The 16,723-nt window shown below is 57.8% G+C and carries 17 protein-coding genes; 11 read left to right on the forward strand and 6 right to left on the reverse strand.

Going from position 1 to position 16,723, the window contains the following annotated elements:
• Genes ACR3EN_RS17370 through ACR3EN_RS17380 form a run of 3 tightly spaced genes read left to right on the forward strand, consistent with a single transcriptional unit; the run spans nucleotide 1 to nucleotide 2,794 of the window.
• The gene (locus ACR3EN_RS17370; protein ID WP_480820821.1) at nucleotides 1-816 is read left to right on the forward strand and encodes an ABC transporter ATP-binding protein; all 816 of its coding nucleotides are present in this window, start codon (nucleotides 1-3) and stop codon (nucleotides 814-816) included.
• Nucleotides 817-821: 5 nt separating this feature from the next.
• Nucleotides 822-2,138: an MlaD family protein gene (locus tag ACR3EN_RS17375; RefSeq protein WP_480870389.1), complete on the forward strand. Its 1,317-nt coding sequence runs from the start codon at nucleotides 822-824 to the stop codon at nucleotides 2,136-2,138.
• Nucleotides 2,139-2,167: 29 nt separating this feature from the next.
• Nucleotides 2,168-2,794: an ABC-type transport auxiliary lipoprotein family protein gene (locus ACR3EN_RS17380; RefSeq protein ID WP_480888693.1), complete on the forward strand. Its 627-nt coding sequence runs from the start codon at nucleotides 2,168-2,170 to the stop codon at nucleotides 2,792-2,794.
• A gap of 6 nt (nucleotides 2,795-2,800) precedes the next feature.
• Here the strand turns inward: ACR3EN_RS17380 and ACR3EN_RS17385 are convergent, their stop codons facing one another.
• Together ACR3EN_RS17385 and ACR3EN_RS17390 are read right to left on the reverse strand one after the other, a co-directional pair.
• Complete coding sequence (locus ACR3EN_RS17385; RefSeq protein WP_480918462.1) at nucleotides 2,801-3,514, reverse strand: glutamate synthase-related protein; 714 nt, start codon at nucleotides 3,512-3,514, stop codon at nucleotides 2,801-2,803.
• Complete coding sequence (locus ACR3EN_RS17390) at nucleotides 3,514-4,380, reverse strand: glutamate synthase-related protein (RefSeq protein ID WP_480918463.1); 867 nt, start codon at nucleotides 4,378-4,380, stop codon at nucleotides 3,514-3,516. The genes ACR3EN_RS17385 and ACR3EN_RS17390 overlap by 1 nt, the downstream gene beginning before the upstream one ends.
• Before the next feature lie 191 nt (nucleotides 4,381-4,571).
• Between ACR3EN_RS17390 and ACR3EN_RS17395 the strand changes: the two genes are divergently transcribed.
• The 3 genes from ACR3EN_RS17395 to ACR3EN_RS17405 are packed head-to-tail and all read left to right on the forward strand — an operon-like array spanning nucleotide 4,572 to nucleotide 5,337.
• Entirely contained in the window at nucleotides 4,572-4,697 is a 126-nt protein-coding gene (locus ACR3EN_RS17395; RefSeq protein ID WP_480918464.1) for a hypothetical protein, read from the forward strand.
• A 35-nt stretch (nucleotides 4,698-4,732) separates the two neighbouring features.
• Entirely contained in the window at nucleotides 4,733-4,978 is a 246-nt protein-coding gene (locus tag ACR3EN_RS17400) for a CrcB family protein (protein ID WP_480918493.1), read from the forward strand.
• A 50-nt stretch (nucleotides 4,979-5,028) separates the two neighbouring features.
• Nucleotides 5,029-5,337 (forward strand): fluoride efflux transporter FluC, encoded by a 309-nt coding sequence (locus ACR3EN_RS17405; protein WP_480918465.1) that lies wholly within the window; start codon nucleotides 5,029-5,031, stop codon nucleotides 5,335-5,337.
• A 100-nt stretch (nucleotides 5,338-5,437) separates the two neighbouring features.
• Here ACR3EN_RS17405 and ACR3EN_RS17410 read toward each other — a convergent pair whose 3' ends face one another.
• Genes ACR3EN_RS17410 through ACR3EN_RS17425 form a run of 4 tightly spaced genes read right to left on the reverse strand, consistent with a single transcriptional unit; the run spans nucleotide 5,438 to nucleotide 9,489 of the window.
• Nucleotides 5,438-5,764 carry a cytochrome o ubiquinol oxidase subunit IV gene (locus ACR3EN_RS17410; RefSeq protein ID WP_480820809.1) on the reverse strand — a complete coding sequence of 109 codons (327 nt, stop codon included), beginning with the start codon at nucleotides 5,762-5,764 and terminating at the stop codon, nucleotides 5,438-5,440.
• Nucleotides 5,757-6,389, reverse strand: a complete 633-nt coding sequence (locus ACR3EN_RS17415) for a cytochrome c oxidase subunit 3 (RefSeq protein ID WP_480820807.1) — start codon at nucleotides 6,387-6,389, stop codon at nucleotides 5,757-5,759. The genes ACR3EN_RS17410 and ACR3EN_RS17415 overlap by 8 nt, the downstream gene beginning before the upstream one ends.
• Entirely contained in the window at nucleotides 6,386-8,476 is a 2,091-nt protein-coding gene (locus ACR3EN_RS17420; RefSeq protein ID WP_480820805.1) for a cbb3-type cytochrome c oxidase subunit I, read from the reverse strand. Before ACR3EN_RS17420 ends, ACR3EN_RS17415 begins: the two co-directional genes overlap by 4 nt.
• Nucleotides 8,473-9,489, reverse strand: a complete 1,017-nt coding sequence (locus ACR3EN_RS17425; protein ID WP_480820803.1) for a cytochrome ubiquinol oxidase subunit II family protein — start codon at nucleotides 9,487-9,489, stop codon at nucleotides 8,473-8,475. Before ACR3EN_RS17425 ends, ACR3EN_RS17420 begins: the two co-directional genes overlap by 4 nt.
• Nucleotides 9,490-9,558: 69 nt before the next feature.
• Between ACR3EN_RS17425 and ACR3EN_RS17430 the strand changes: the two genes are divergently transcribed.
• The 5 genes from ACR3EN_RS17430 to ACR3EN_RS17450 all read left to right on the forward strand — a co-directional run bounded on the left by ACR3EN_RS17430 (nucleotide 9,559) and on the right by ACR3EN_RS17450 (nucleotide 16,537).
• Complete coding sequence (locus ACR3EN_RS17430) at nucleotides 9,559-10,788, forward strand: lytic murein transglycosylase (RefSeq protein ID WP_480820801.1); 1,230 nt, start codon at nucleotides 9,559-9,561, stop codon at nucleotides 10,786-10,788.
• A 383-nt stretch (nucleotides 10,789-11,171) separates the two neighbouring features.
• Nucleotides 11,172-12,800: a peptide ABC transporter substrate-binding protein gene (locus tag ACR3EN_RS17435; protein ID WP_480820799.1), complete on the forward strand. Its 1,629-nt coding sequence runs from the start codon at nucleotides 11,172-11,174 to the stop codon at nucleotides 12,798-12,800.
• Nucleotides 12,801-12,866: 66 nt separating this feature from the next.
• Entirely contained in the window at nucleotides 12,867-13,790 is a 924-nt protein-coding gene (gene oppB / locus ACR3EN_RS17440; RefSeq protein ID WP_480820797.1) for an oligopeptide ABC transporter permease OppB, read from the forward strand.
• 10 nt (nucleotides 13,791-13,800) lie between these two features.
• Entirely contained in the window at nucleotides 13,801-14,730 is a 930-nt protein-coding gene (locus ACR3EN_RS17445; RefSeq protein ID WP_480820795.1) for an ABC transporter permease subunit, read from the forward strand.
• A gap of 1 nt (nucleotide 14,731) precedes the next feature.
• Nucleotides 14,732-16,537: an ABC transporter ATP-binding protein gene (locus ACR3EN_RS17450; protein ID WP_480820793.1), complete on the forward strand. Its 1,806-nt coding sequence runs from the start codon at nucleotides 14,732-14,734 to the stop codon at nucleotides 16,535-16,537.
• Nucleotides 16,538-16,723 lie beyond the last annotated feature (186 nt).

The raw sequence follows: 16,723 nt of genomic DNA on the forward strand, positions 1-16,723 counted from the left end.
ATGGACGGCACGGCCCTGCAGGATCAACCCCAAAGCGATACCCAGCGCGAAGCGGTCATCCGCGTGCGCAACCTGACCAACCAGTTCGGTGAGCAGGTGGTGCATGACAACCTGAGCCTCGACGTCTGGCGCGGCGAGGTTTTGGGCGTGGTGGGCGGTTCGGGCACGGGAAAATCGGTGCTGTTGCGCACCATTGTCGGGCTGAACAAACCCAAGGCGGGCAGCATCGAGGTTCTGGGCGTCGACGTCCTGAACGGCCCCGAGGCCGACCGCCAGCGGATTGAGAGAAGCTGGGGCGTGGCGTTTCAGGACGGCGCGCTGTTTTCATCGCTGACCGTGCTGCAAAACGTCATGGCCCCGCTGCGCGAACATACCGGCATCAGCGAAAGCCTGATGGCGGCACTTGGGGGCCTCAAGATCAGCCTTGTGGGTCTGCCGCAGTTGAGTTGCAGCAAGTTCCCCTCGGAACTGTCGGGCGGGATGCGCAAGCGCGCGGCGCTGGCGCGCGCCCTGTCGCTGGACCCCGAAATCGTGTTTCTGGACGAACCCACCGCCGGGTTGGACCCCATCGGGGCCGCCGCCTATGATGACCTGATCGGAGAGTTGCAGCAGGCATTAGGTCTGACTGTGTTCATGGTCACGCATGATCTGGACAGTCTTTATGCGATTTGCGACCGCATCGCGGTACTTGCGGAAAAACGCGTGCTGGTTGAAGGTCCGATTGAAGACATGACCAAGGTCGATCATCCTTGGGTTCAGGAATATTTCACAGGCCCCCGCGCGCGCGCCGCGCAAGAGAAGGGGCAGGACAGGTAGAGGCGATGGAGACCCGAGCGAATTATATCCTGATCGGTGCGTTCACCCTTGCCGGTATTCTGGGGGCCTTCGGCTTTTTCCTATGGCTCGCGAAGTTCGAGGTCACGCGGCAATACTCCTATTATGATGTGCTGTTCGACAACGTCTCGGGCCTGTCCGCTGCCGGGGGCGTGAACTATAACGGCCTGCCCGTGGGTCAGGTGATATCGTTGCAGCTGGACGACGATGATCCGTCCAAAGTCCGTGTGCGCCTTGAGGTGGATGCCGATATCCCGGTGACGAAGGAAACCATCGCGCAGTTGCAATCACTGGGTGTGACGGGCGTGGCCTATGTCGAGCTGTCGGGCGGATCGCCAACAGCCGAAAGGTTGCCGCAAAACAGCGTTATCCAAAGCCAGCGCAGCTCGATCCAGTCCCTGCTGGAAGGTGCGCCCAAGGTTCTGGACAAGGCGTTAACCTTGCTTGAAGACCTGAATTCTGTCGTGGACGAAAAGAACCGCAATGCTGTGTCCGAGATTCTCGACAACCTGGCCTCAGCCTCGGGGCGGTTGGACAAGACGCTGTCGGACTTCGAAAGCCTGTCGAGCGATCTTGGCGGCGCGGCCAAGGAAATCGGGGAATTTACCAAACGCCTGGATTCGCTGGCCGACACTGCCGAGACAACGCTGACCACCGGCACGGAGACGCTGAACAGCATCAAGGACGCGTCGGAATCCGCAAAGACCGCGTTGGAGACAGCCAACGGCACCCTGCAAACCGCGCAGACCGTGATGGCCGACGATATCCGACCCTTTATCGAACGAGGCTCGCGGTTGGCCGATCACCTGATTGTCTTGTCCGAAGAAGGCAGCATCACCCTGGGCACGGTGACAGAAACCTTTGCAAATGCGAACACGACACTTGGTTCGATCAATTCCGCCATGGACACCGCCAAGGCAGCGCTTGCTTCGGCCGAACGCGCGTTTGACTCGGCCAACCGGGTGATGGACGAAGATATCGCCTCGGTTGCGGCGGATGTGCGAAAGGCCGCAAATCAGGTGGCTGCCACCGTGTCGAACATCACCGAGAAGATCGACAACATCTCGGACGATATTCTCAGCGCCTCGAAATCCGCTTCGGACCTGCTGGGGACAATCGACGGGATCGTGCAGGACAATCGGCGTCAGGTCTCAGACTTTCTGCGGGTTGGCCTGCCACAATTTGTCCGCTTCATCGAAGAATCCCAACGTCTGGTCATAAGCCTCGACCGCCTTGTCGATAAAGTCGAACGCGACCCGGCGCGCTTCTTGTTGGGCACCCAAGCATCGGAGTTTCGTCAATAATGATACGGCCCCTTATTCTTACTCTGGCCTTGGCCGCGCTGGTGGGTTGCACTGGTTTGGGTACTTTGCGGCAAGCGTCAAAACCCAACGACCTGTATCTCTTGACGCCCAAAAGCACCTTCTCGTCTTCACTGCCGAGCATCCAGAAGCAAATCGTCGTCCAAGAACCCACAGCAACCGCCGCCGTCAACACCGACCAGATCGCTATTCAACCCACATTGCTGCAGGTCCAATACCTGCCACGGGCACGCTGGGTAGATCGTGCGCCGTTGATTGTGCAGGCTCTGATGGTGGAAAGCTACGAGAACTCGGGGAAAGTCGCCGCGGTTGGTCGTTCGACTGTTGGCCTGCGTGCAGACTATGTTATTGCCCCTGACCTGCGAGAGTTTCAGGGCATCGTGATCAGCGAAACTGAAGACGCGACGTCGGTGCGCATTGAAGTGCGCATTAACATCAAGATTATTGACGAGTACGACGACAAGATTATCGCGTCCAGTTCATTCCAGGAGAACGTGTTGGCAGCCAGCGATCAGACCTCTGATCTGGTTGATGCGTTCGATATCGCGCTTGGCAGAACCATGCGCGATGCCGTCGAATGGAGTATCCGCAGGATCAACACGCATGTGCAGAACAATCCGCGATCTAATCCGCGTTAAACAAGGCTAAAAGTGGCGCGCTGAAGCGGCATGCCAGTCAGATGCGAACTCTGCCGGAATCGTTTCGCCCAACAAAGCGCCGTCATCCAGCAAGCTGTACAATTCGGCGTAACTCCGCTCTCGCTCATCCGCCGTCCGGCGGCGGATATCCGCGGGCGTCAGCTCTGACACGTGTTCTTTGCCCATCGCGCCCAGAATTTCGCGGAAGCTTTCGAGTGTCGCATCATGGAACCTATGCACGCGCTGACGTTTCTGCGGTACATTCACTGCCCGGCCTCGGATCGGATCCTGCGTCGCGACGCCGGACGGGCAGCGGTTGGTGTTGCAATGCAGTGCCTGAATACAACCCACGGCAAACATCATGGCCCGCGCTGCGTTGCAGATATCAGCCCCCAGCGCGAACTTCTCGACCATATCAAACCCGGTTGCGACCTTGCCCGAGCAAATGACACGAACCTTGTCGCGCACTCCAATTCCCCGCAAACAGTTGTTCACGAATATCAGGGCCTCGTTCAACGGCATGCCCAGGCGGTTGGTGAATTCGACCGGTGCTGCACCGGTGCCACCCTCTGCGCCGTCGATGGTAATGAAATCAGGCAGAATACCGGTTTCTAACATGGCTTTGCAGATCGCCATGAATTCGGTCGGGTTGCCAATGCACAGCTTGAAACCGATGGGTTTGCCACCGGACATCTCGCGCAGGTGTTGCACGAACTCCATCAGCCCCGTCGGACCGTCGAAAGCCGAATGGGTCGGCGGAGAGATAACGTCCTGATGCAGCGGAACCCCCGTATTTCGGCAATTTCCGCGTCAACCTTTGCAGCGGGCAATACCCCGCCATGCGACGGTTTTGCACCCTGAGACAGCTTGATCTCTATCGCTTTCACAACGTCTTTTTGGGCTTTTTCGGCGAACTTGTCTTTATCAAACCCCCCGTCCGGGGTGCGGCAACCAAAATAGCCAGTGCCGATCTGCCAGATGATGTCCCCGCCCTCTGCCAAATGATGGGGTGACAAACCGCCCTCGCCCGTATTGTGCGCAAAGCCACCGTCCTTGGCGCCTCCGTTCAGCGCCCGGATCGCGTTCGCGCTGAGGGCCCCGAAACTCATGGCCGAGACGTTCAGACGCGAAGCGTTATAGGGTTTGTCGCACTGCGGCCCGCCCAGGATCACCCGCTCTTCGCTTTCGGCGACATGCTTGGGTGCAAGCGAATGGTTTGCCCGATGGTATCCGACGGTGTTGATGTCGTACTGCGTGCCAAAAGCCTGAGTGTCGACCTGCCCTTTGGCGCGAGAATAGACAAGGCTGCGGATAATGCGATTGTAAGGCCGCCCGCTTTCATTCGTTTCCACGAAATACTGTCGAATTTCGGGGCTGACGAACTCCAGCATATATCGAAAATGCCCCAGAACCGGATAGTTGTTGAGCACGTTATGCTTGGTTGTCAGCATATCGTAGAGGCCGATCACCGCATATGGAACAAGAATAACCAGCAGCCAGTAGGCGGGTGGCCAGAAATAGCCCCACAGCAAGGTCAACGGCAGGCAGACATAGCTGAGGATGTAGTAGAGCCTGCGAACAATCATATACGATCTCCCTTGGGTTAGGCCTGCCGGGCGTGGCCTTTTTGTTCATGACGACCGTGGATCAGATTGACCATTCTGTGCAAGCCCTTGTGCGGCTGTCATCTGTCACGAATGCTTCACCACGGTTGCTTGAAGCATATTGGCGCAATCTGTATGCCAGATGAACAGAGGTGAATTCAGGATCAACCGCAGTGCCACGACCAGACTCGCAACTTAGGCATCGGGCCCTGATGTATCTGGCGGTTTTTGTCGGCGGCGCGGCAGGATCGCTGCTGCGCGAGGTCTTTGCGCTGGAAATTCCCGGGGCCCCTTTTTAACTGCGACCTTTGGCATCAATATTGCGGCCTGTTTCATCCTCGGTTGGCTTTATGCAATACGTCATCGTATCCATGCCCATGTTTTGCATCTGGGGGCGATTGGCTTTTGTGGCGGATTGTCCACCTTTTCTTCCTTCGTGGCCGAGCTGGATCGGATTGCCGAAAAAAGCTATGCGCTTGTGTTCAGCGCATCCGCGTTCGAGATTGTCTTTGGCTTGGGTGCCGCCATTGCAGGCGAGGCCCTGGGTCGCCGCTTCGCGCCATCTGAGACAGCAGAATGACTGGGTTATATCTACACGCTGTGTTTGCATTGGGCGGAGGGTTAGGTGCCGTGCTGCGCCACTGGCTGGCGGTGCGATTGGAGCACGATCTGCCCTTTTCAACATTGCTCGTGAATGTGCTGGGCAGCCTGTTGCTTGGCCTTTGGATCGGTTATTTGGGTGGCCCGGTGGAGATGGGCGAAGAACAAAAACGCCTGGTGTTTGGCTTCTGCGGTGGTTTCACGACCTTCTCAAGCTTTGCCTATCAGACCCTCGGGTTGCATCGTGAACGCACCATCGCGCTGGCGGCCGGAAACATCGCGCTGAGCCTGTTTCTTTGCTGGTTTGCGCTATGGTTCGGGCTGTTCTTGATGAGTTGACATCGGGGTATCACGCCTAAGGCTTCGATTTCGATCCTGTCAGGGCCGAGCGATGACCTTTTGGCTTTCCCAGTATCCGCGTTCAGCCAAGCGTGCTGTGCTACATCATATGGGTGTGCATCCGAATGGCCAGGTTGCCAAGAATCCAGACCGTGCCGCCGATGATGATCAGCAAGACAAGAGTTGAAAACAAGATCAGGTCCAGATCTTCGCGACTGCTGCGGCGGCGGTCGATATGCAGGAAATAGACCAGTTGCACGACCAGTTGCGCCAAGCCCAGCAGGCCAATCGTCAGGTACACCCCGGGCGTTTCGATGCCGAACCGGTATGCAATGACAAACACGACAAGTGTAAGCAGCAGCGAGCCGCCATAGCCGATCACATAGCGCCGCCGCTCGCGGCGATGGAGTTCGGTTCGGTTATCCATAGGCCAGCCCTCCGAAATACACGATGGTGATGATGCCGATCCAGATCAGATCGAGGAAGTGCCAGAACAACGCCAGTCTTACGGCACGCGAGATTACCAGATCGGTCATCCCCATCACGCGCAGCTGGATGCCCAACACGACCAGCCAGATGCACCCTGCCGCGACATGCAGCCCGTGCAGAGGCACAAGGCCATAAAAAGCCGACAAAAAACCGCTGCGTTGGGGGACACCCCCTTGCGCAGCCATGTTCATGAAGTCGCGAATTTCCAGTACCAGAAAGCTGAGCCCAAGTACCAAAGTCACCCCGAACCAAAGCACCACACGTGCCCGTGGCAGATTGTACTTCAATGCCAGCATCGCCAAACCGACCGTCAGGCTGCTTGTGAGCAAGATCAGGGTTTGGGCGAAAATACTCTTCAGATCAAACAGTTCATGTGGTCCTGGCCCGCCCGCCTGCGCGTCGATCATCGTGATGTAGATTGCGAACATCAGGCCGAAATAGACCAGATCACTCATCAGAAAGACCCAAAATCCGAAGGTGACAACTTCGGAGGCCTTGTGCGCGCTGGCGTGATCTTCTCCGAGGTTGATGCCGGGATAGCTGTGCTTGGGTGTGCCGGTCATGTCGAGGCCTCCATATCCGGACGCGCAAGGCCATGGTTTTCGGGCGCGGTTTCAAAGTCGCGGTCCACTGCCTGCGTGCTATGGACCAGAGATAACCAGGCTTCGTGCTCTTTGCGGACCTCTTCGGCGGGGATGATGATTTCGGTGCTGGTATCGAAGCTCCAGACGATGAAGGCCAGAAGCATCGCGATCGTTACCAACGCGGCCAGCCACCATATCCACCAGACCAGTGCAAACATCCAGATGCCGCTGAGCACACACAGGATAAAGCCAATGCCGGTGTTGCGGGGCATTTCGATATCCTCATACGCGTCGGGTTCGGGATAGGCCTGACCCCGTTCCTTGGCAGCGGCGAAGTCATCGCGGTCGGTCACTTGCGGGATGACAGCGAAATTATAGGGCGGCGGCGGCGACGGAATTGACCATTCCAGAGTGCGCCCATCCCATGGATCACCGACCGGCGCGCGGGCTTGTTCGCGATCGCGGATGCTGACCCAAAGCTGGATCAGCACCGAGAACAGGCCGCAGGTGATCACCACCGCGCCAATCACGGCGGTGATCATATAGGGATGAAAACTAGGGTCTTCCCAACTGAATGACCGGCGCGGCATTCCCATCAGCCCAACGAAGTAAAGCGGCATGAAAGTCAGCAGGAAGCCAACGGTCCAGCAAAAGACCGATACACGGCCCCAGAACTCGTTCAGGCGGAACCCGAAAGCCTTGGGGAACCAGTAGTTATACGCGGCAAGCAAGCCGAACAGTACGCCGGGCAGCAGAGCGTTGTGAAAGTGCGCGACCAGAAACAACGTGTTGTGAACCTGATAATCGACAGTCGGGTTGGCAAGGATGACGCCGCTTAGCCCGCCGATTACAAAAAGCATCAGAAACGCCAGACCGTATAGCATGGGAACCGAGAACCGGATGCGGCCTCGATAAAGCGTGGCCATCCAGTCATAGACCTTCACCCCGGTTGGGATCGCGATTAACATCGTGGCAATACCAAAAACCGCATTTATCAGTGCGCTTTGACCCATCGTGAAGAAATGGTGCAGCCAAACCGTGAAGGACATGATGGCGATCGACATGGTCGCGATGACCAGCGAGTTATAGCCATAGAGCCGCTTGGCCGAGAAGGTCGCAAAAACCTCGGAATAAATGCCGTAGGCGGGCAGGACCAGCAGATAAACCTCGGGGTGGCCGAACAGCCAGAACAGGTTGGCATAGTTCATCATGTTGCCGCCAAGGTCATTGGTGAAGAAGTGGAAATCCAGATACCGGTCGGCGGCTAGCAGCAGTGCGGCGACACCCAGAGGAGGCATGGCAAAGATGATCAGGATCGAACTGCAGATGATCGTCCAGCAATACATCGGCAGCCGCATGAACTTCATCCCCGGCGCGCGTAGCTTATAGATCGTGACGGCAAAGTTGATGCCCGTCAGCGTGGTGCCGATGCCAGAAACAACAATGGCCCAAATCCAGTAATCGGGTCCAACGCCCGGATTGAATGCAGCCCCGGTGTAGGGCGGATAGGCTGTCCATCCACCGGTCGAGAACTCTCCGACCACCAGCGAGACCATCAACATCATGCCCGAGGATACGGTCAAACCTAGCCCTATCTGGTTCATTACGGGAAAGGCCACATCTCGCGCGCCGATCATCAGCGGGATCACATAATTGGCGACCCCAAAGACGAAGGGTACTGCGACGAAGAACACCATGATCGTGCCATGGGTGCTGAACAGCTCGGCAAAGTGTTCGGCTTCCAGGAAACCGTCCCCCGGCCCGGCAGCCTGTTGGGCGCGCATGACGACCCCCTCCAGGACACCGCGTGCCAGCATGACAATGGCAAAAACGATGTACATGATCCCGATCTTTTTGTGATCGACGCTGGTGAGCCAGTCGCGCCAAAGCGGCCCCCACAGGCGGAACCACGTCAGCACTCCCACCACAGCGATTACCCCGATGATGACAATCCCCGCGGCGGCATTGGCCACAATCTCATTCGCGTTCGGAGTCTGGATCAGGCCGACAACAGGAAATGCGTCCCAATTCAGACGGCCAAGGAAACCGGTTTCGGCTGATGTCATTGCTGCGCCTCCTGCCCGAATGTCGCCGTCCCCGGCTGCAGGTCTCGGGGCAGAGCCGTTCCGCTGTGATAGCGGTGCAGGATTGACTGGAAGATATCCTTGTCATCCAGGGTAAAATAGAGCGCATTGAGTGGCATAAGCGGCGTGCCTAGCGCTGCCTGGACTTCGTCCCGATCCGTGCGCATGGCGAGGATGCGATAGGTATCTTCGGTCAATGGTATGCCGTTGGCCCGAACGCTGGTGACCCAGGCATCGAAATCCTGCGGGTTCATCGCTTGTGTCAAGAATTTCTGTTTGGTGAAACCGCGCCCGTTATACTGCGTGTTTTCGCCCTGCATGGTCTTTGGCGCATCCGCCACCAGATGCAGTTTGGTGGTCATCCCCGGCATCGCATAGATCTGACCCGCCAAAGCGGGGATCATAAAGGACTGCATCACCGTATCAGTGGTCAGCGTCATCGCTATTTGCTGCTTGATCGGAATGCCCAGCTCTCCCACACTCGCGATGCCGAGCTCGGGGTAAATGAACAGCCATTTCCAATCCAATCCTACCACTTGCACCTGCAGGGCGGGCTCTTCTCCGAACGGGGCAGCATAAGGATCAAGGCGGTGAGTGGCCTTCCACAGATAGAAGGACAGGATCGCCACGATAAGAACAGGGATACCCCACATCAGAACCTCAAGCCGGGCCGAGAAATCCCAATGCGGTCTATAGGCGGCGGCTCCGCCTTTTCGGCGGCGATACCGCAGGGCGATCAGGGGGACCAGGACCAGCACCGGAACCACGGCGACCAATATCAGCGCTGTTGCACGAAACAGATGCTGTTTCTGTGCGGTTGCGATCGGGCCCTGCGGGTCCATGAAACTGTCGCTCGCCCAGGCGATCTGGCCGGACACAAGCAGCGTCGTCATAGTGGCCAGTGAGACAGCGAGTATCCGAGAAATGGTCACGCCTGCTGATCCTTTCATGACCGGGTTCTCGGCAACTATCAGCAGAGTCAGAAGATTTCTCAAGACCTTTTCCCGAAAGCTGCGCTACCCCGGCGGTTGACTTGCAGGTTCGACCGGGCGACACCGTTTGACATGCGTTCGCTTATTGCCCTCTTTTGGCTGATCATAACTGCAAGCACTGCGTTTGCGCAGGATCGGGTGGTGGTCGAACAACAGTTTCAGAACTGGCTGCAACAGGTGATTTGGCCGCAGGCAAAGGCGCGCGGGGTTTCCCGTGGGACGTTTCAAAAGGCGTTCGAAGGGGTCAGTTTGAACTGGGATTTGCCCGATTTGGTGCCGCCCGGAAGCTCGAACCGAACGCCCAAAATCCAACGACAGGCTGAATTCGGCGCGCCGTCGCGTTACTTCAACGCAGGCTCGGTTCAAGGCGCCACCCATGTCGGCCGACAGATGGCCAGGCGACATGCAGATGTTTTGGCAGAGGTCGAGGCAAAAACCGGCGTGCCTTCCCACATCATACTGGCGATTTGGGGGCGCGAGAGCGGTTATGGCAAGGTTCCGATCCGCCACAGCGCGTTTCAGGTTCTGGGCACCAAGGGGTTCATGAGCACACGGGCCGATTATTTCACTTCGGAATTGATTGCGGCGCTTCAAATTGCCGAGGCCGGACATGTGCGTGTTCTCAAAAGCAGTTGGGCAGGTGCGCTTGGACAGCCTCAATTCATGCCAAGCAGTTTTCTGGAATACGCGATTGATGGGAACGCAGATGGCCGCGCTGATATCTGGGACTCAGAGGCGGATACAATTGCCTCGATTGGGAATTATCTCTGGCGGCATGGTTGGGTGAAAGGCCGCGATTGGGGATTTGAGGTCTCGGTGCCACAGGATGTCTCGTGCACGCTTGAAGGACCGGATCAAGGGCGTCCGATCCGTGATTGGGTCGCACTGGGTATCAATCGCATCTCGGGTCGGCCCTTTCCCGATCATGAGTTAGCCGCCGAGGGCTACCTGATGTTGCCCGCGGGACGGAACGGCCCGGCGTTTATCGTGACGCCCAATTTTTATGTTTTGAAAGACTATAACACCAGTGATCTATACGCCCTGTTTGTTGGTCATGTCGGGGATCGCATTGAATATGGCGTTGGCGATTTTCGCGCCTCTTGGGGCGAGGTCAGTGGCCTGTTGCGCTCGGACATCGCCGCCATGCAACAGGTCCTCGTTCAACGAGGGCATGATGTTGGGGGTGTCGATGGATTACCCGGTTACAAAACCCGGCGGTCGATCGGGCGCTGGCAAGAACGAACCGGTCGCATACCGACATGCTTTCCCGAGGCCGTAATGAAGGCGCAGCTGGTGCCATAGAATCGCAGGTGATTCGCCATTGGCGGGTATCCGCGCCAACGTATTCCCCTAAACCAATATGTCTCGCTTCACGAAAGTGTCATATCGACAAAGCGTTTCAAAATATTATTTCGACTGCCTTACCGGTTACGGTTTCAATCGACCTTTCAGCACACAAATACCGTCAAAACCCTTTACCTTTGACCAAAAACCGGCACCTTCCTGCGCAGTGAAAGACCACTTTCACAATTGATTTTCTGACATCCCCTGCCGCTGAGCGCCCAAGATGTGGCCTTTTGGCGATCTAGATCAAAGCGCAGCCACAGCAGATGCCGGAAACAGATCGGTAGACGAGCCCCAGCCGTATTGGCGCGGCTCCGACACCAATAAACGGGAGTAAACACATGAACAGAATGATCCGAACCTCGTTAGCGGGGCTGTTGTCCTCAACCATCATCACCGGCGCAGCCATGGCCGCCGGGACGCACCCGGAAACCGGCGAAGCGCTGGCGGAGGACCAGACCTTTACCTACCGCATCTTGGACGAACACAGCTCGGTTGATCCGCAGGTTGTCGAAGACGTCTCGGGTGCCGAGATCGTTCGGGACCTGTTCGAAGGACTGATGAACCAGGACGAAGAAGGCAATTTGGTTCCGGGCGTTGCCACCGGTTTTGAGGTCAATGACACCAAGGACGTCTACACCTTTACCCTGCGCGACGATGCCAAGTGGTCGAACGGCGATCCGGTGACTGCGGGCGATTTCGTCTTCGCCTGGAAACGTGCCGTCGATCCCGAGCTGTCTTCGCCCTATGCATGGTTCATGGAACTGATGTCGATCGAGAACGCTGCCGAGATCATCGCAGGCAACGCATCCGTCGACGATCTGGGCGTCAAGGCCATCGACGACAAGACGCTGGAAGTCCGCCTGAGTGCGCCCCTGCCCTATTTCCCGCAGATGACCACGCACTCGACCACCTTCCCGGCCCCCCAGAAAGTGATCGAAGAGTTTGGCGACGCTTGGACCAAGCCTGAAAACATCGTCTCGAACGGTGCCTATGTCCTGACCGAGCATCTGCCGCAGGAACGTTCGGTGCGTGAGCGCAACGAAATGTACTGGGACAACGACAACACAATCATCGACAAGGTTGTCGCACTGGTCATCAACGACGAAAACGTCGCCCTGACCCGCTATCTGGCAGGCGAACTGGACCGCACCGAAATTCCGGCTGGACAGTATCCGCGCCTGAGCCAGGAACACCCCGAAGAAGCCATCAGCTTCCCGCGTCTGTGTAACTACTACTACACCTTCAACCTGTCCGAAGGTGGCCCTGAGGCGTTCAAAGACCCCAATGTCCGCCAAGCGCTGTCTCTGGCAGTCGACCGCGCGATCATCACCGAAAAGGTCATGGCCGGTGGTCAGCCGCAGGCTTACACTTTCGCACCCGAAGCCACTGCGGGCTTCACTGTTCCGGCGGTCGAAATGGCGTCCATGAGCCAGGCCGAGCGCGACGAACTGGCCAAGGAGCTGTTGGCCGAAGCAGGTTATGGACCCGACAATCCGCTAAGCTTCGAGATGGTCTACAACACCTCAGAAGACCACAAGAAGGTCGCCGTGGCGCTAAGCCAGATGTGGAAACAGAAGCTGGGCGTTCAGGTTGAACTGGCCAATATGGAATGGAAAGTGTTCCTGGAAGAGCGCGGTAACCAGAACTTTGAACTGGCCCGTGGTGCATGGTGTGGCGATTACAACGAAGCCTCGACCTTCCTCGACCTGCTGCAGTCGGATTCGGGGTACAACGACGGCAAGTTCAACAACGCCCGCGTTGACGAGCTGCTGGCAGAGGCCAAAACCTCGAACGATCCCGCGCCGCTCTATACCGAGGTTGAGCGTATCATCGCACAAGAGACCCCAGTGATCCCGATCTACCATTATGCCGGTGTTTACATGATGGACAGCGATGTCGGGAACTGGCCGGTGAACAATGTCGAGCAGAACTGGTACTCGAAGAACCTGTACAAGATCGCTGAATAATCGTCTTTGAACCACGCTCTGTCCCGGGATCGCCCGGGGCAGAGCCAATAAACACGGGGGCATGAAATGCTTGCCTATAGTTTCCGGCGGCTGCTGGTCGCCATTCCCACGATCCTTTTGCTGGTCATCGCCTGTTTCTTCCTGATGCACGTCGCGCCCGGTGGACCCTTCACCTCGGAACGGCCCCTGCCGCCGCAGGTGCTGGCCAATATCGAGGCGCGCTACGGGCTGGACCAGCCGCTGTGGAAACAGCTTTGGGACTATCTGTATAATATCGTTGTGCATTTCGACTTTGGCCCGTCCTTCAAGTTCAAGGACCGGGACGTCAATGACATCATCGCGCAGGGTTTCCCGATCTCGCTGACCTATGGCTCGCTGTCGTTTCTGGTGGCCACATCCATCGGTGTCGCGCTGGGGATCGCCGCTGCGATCAAGCACAATAGCTGGATCGACTATTTCGCCGTCGGTCTGGGCATTGCCGCGCAGGCGCTGCCGAACTTCATCATGGGCCCGATCTTGATCCTGACCTTCACCCTGTGGCTGGGTTGGCTGCCGGGCGGTGGCTGGCATGGCGGCCAGTGGCAATATCTGGTCATGCCGGTTATCGCGCTGGCGACCTCGTATATGGGCTCGATCGCGCGGATCACCCGGTCGTCGATGCTCGAGGTTCTGAACTCGAACTTCATCCGCACCGCACGGGCCAAGGGTCTCCCGACCAGAACCGTGATCTGGCGTCACGCACTGAAACCGACGCTGCTGCCGGTCGTGTCCTATCTGGGGCCGGTCTTCGTCTACGTGCTGACCGGTTCTGTCTTTGTCGACATCTACTTTTCGACCGGTGGTCTGGGTCAGGCCTATGTGAACTCGGCGCTGGCGCGGGACTATGCGGTGCTGCTGGGGGTCACGATCCTCTATGGCACGCTAACCGTCATCGTGAACCTGCTGACCGACCTGGCCTATGCCTGGTTCGATCCGAAAATCCGCTACTGAGGGGCTGGCAATGCTTGGAAAATCACAAAAAGCCGCCCAGCTGGCCGACGACGTCACCGACTATACGGTCATTCAGGGTCGTTCGCTGTGGCAAGACGCGCGGATGCGGTTTGTCCGCAACAAAGCTGCGATGGCGAGTGTCATCATCCTGAGCGTGATCGTGCTCTTCACGATCTTCGGACCCTATTTTGCGGTCTGGAACAACGAAGAGATCGATTGGAATGTCATGGGTGACGTGCGTGGCATGGGGATGCCATCGATCGAAACAGGCCACTATTTCGGTGTCGATGATCTGGGGCGCGACCTCTACAGCCGCGTCATTCAGGCGACCACCACGTCGCTGCTGGTGGGTCTGATCGGGGCCGCAACCGCGCTGATTGTGGGCACCTGCTATGGTATCGCCGCTGGCTATATCGGCGGGCGCACCGACAGCGTGATGATGCGCTTTGTCGATATCCTGCTGGCGATCCCGGCCACGCTGGTTATCATCCTGCTGCTTGTTGTAGCCGGGCGATCCTTCTTCATGTTGTTCATCGCGCTGGGTGCGGTGGGCTGGCTAACGATGGCGCGGATCGTGCGGGGACAGACCCTGACCCTGAAGAACCGTGAATTCATCGAGGCCGCCCGTGCCGCCGGTGTCAGCGAGTTCACCATCATGTACCGCCACATCCTGCCCAACCTGTTGGGCGTGGTGATCGTCTATGCCTCGCTGCTGGTGCCCGAGATGATCCTGACCGAGAGCTTTATCTCGTTTCTGGGTCTGGGTATCTCGGAACCCTACACCTCGTTGGGCCGCTTGATCGCCGAAGGGGCTGGGACGATGAGCTATGGCACGCTGTGGCAACTGATGTACCCGCTGACATTCTACGTCACCATCATCATCACGATGTTCTTCATCGGCGATGGTTTGCGCGACGCTCTGGACCCGAAGGATCGCTGATATGAGTTTGTTCTCCGTCAAGGACCTGAGCGTCCAGTTCGACACCCCTGATGGCGTGGTCGAGGCTGTCAAAGGCATCAGTTTCGACATCAATCCCGGCGAATGCCTTGGCATCGTGGGTGAAAGCGGATCGGGTAAAAGCCAGACCTTCATGGCCGCGATGGGGCTTTTGCCGCCTGCAGGCCGGGCCATGGGGTCGGCCATGCTGAACGGCAATGAAATCCTGAACCTGCCCGTCAACACGTTGAACAAGATCCGCGGATCGGATGTGGGCATGATCTTTCAGGATCCGTTGACAGCCCTGACACCGCATCTGCGGGTTGGCCAACAGATGCGCGAGGTTCTGCAAATTCACGAGGGCCTACAAGGCTCTGCCGCGCGCCAACGCTGTCTGGACTGGCTGAACCGAGTGCGTATCCCCGAAGCTGCGCGCCGTCTGGATCAGTACCCGCACGAGCTTTCTGGCGGGATGCGCCAGCGGGTGATGATCGCTATGTCGATGCTGTGTAACCCCAAGCTGCTGATCGCGGACGAGCCGACGACGGCGCTGGATGTTACCGTTCAGGCCGACATTCTGGACCTGATGGTTCATCTGCAAAAGGATGAAGGCACCGCGATTGCCCTGATCACGCACGACATGGGCGTCGTAGCGCGCATGTGCGACCGGATTCAGGTCATGCGCATGGGTGAGTTTGTCGAGGAGGGTGATGCGCGCGAAATCTTCCGCGCTCCGCAGCATGCCTATACCCGCACCCTTCTTGAGGCGATGCCGCGCATCGATGCGGGCGACGCGCCCAAAGCGCTGCCTGCGGTCGATGAGCCGTTGCTTAAGGTCGATGACGTCAAGGTTCATTTCCCGATCCATGTCTCGGGCGGATTGTTCGGGCGCAAAGTGCCGCTGAAGGCGGTCGACGGTGTCAGCTTCGACATTCGCAAGGGTGAAACTCTGGGCGTTGTGGGTGAGTCGGGCTGTGGCAAATCCACGCTGGCTCGGGCTGTTCTGCAACTGATCGAACCGAGCGCCGGCAATGTCAGCTGGCTGGGCAGCCCGATTGTCGGGCTGAAACGCGCCGAGCTGAACAAATACCGCAAAGACCTGCAGATCGTGTTTCAGGACCCTTTGGCGAGCCTTGATCCGCGGATGACAATCTCGGCCTCTATTGCCGAGCCGCTGAAAACCTATCGTCCTGATCTGACCGATCGTGAGCGCAAGGAAATGGTCGCCGAGATGATGGAGCGGGTGGGTCTGAACGCCAACATGATCAACCGTTACCCACATGAGCTGTCCGGCGGGCAGAACCAGCGCGTGGGAATCGCGCGGGCCATGATCAACAAACCGAAACTGATCATCTGTGACGAGGCTGTTTCGGCGCTTGATGTGTCCATTCAGGCCCAAATCGTTGAATTGTTGCGTGAATTGCAACAAGAATTCGGCCTGTCGATGATCTTCATCAGCCATGATTTGTCGGTGGTGCGGGCTGTGTCGAACCGGATTATGGTGCTGTACCTGGGTCGCATCGTTGAACTTGGCGATGGTGAGGTGATCTGTTCCGACCCCATTCACCCGTACACCAAGTCGCTGATCTCGGCCGTTCCGATCCCGGACCCGGATGTCGAGCGCAGCCGCCAAAGGCTTAAGCTGCCGGGAGAATTACCCTCGCCCATGGATCCAAAGGCGGCACTGCGGTTCCTGCCCAGCCGGTTGTCGGCGGGTCAGGTAGACTATGTCCCGCAGCTGAGCGAAGTTGCACCGGACCATTTCGTGGCCGAGCACGACCCGCTTGATGCTATTATGGCCAATGGCTGAACACTTGCGCCCCAGTGCCGCAGAACGGTGCGGGGGCGCGGTTTCGTTTTGACTCTGACCCTTGGTTAATGGCAGATTCCAACCGGTCCAGGGGAACTGTGCCTGGTGCAATTGATTGATACGGATTTACATCTTATGTGAAAGCGCCGGCTATAAAGACGCCCCGCCGGTTGTGCATCGAATTTG

This window comes from Ruegeria sp. G7 (assembly GCF_056535465.1).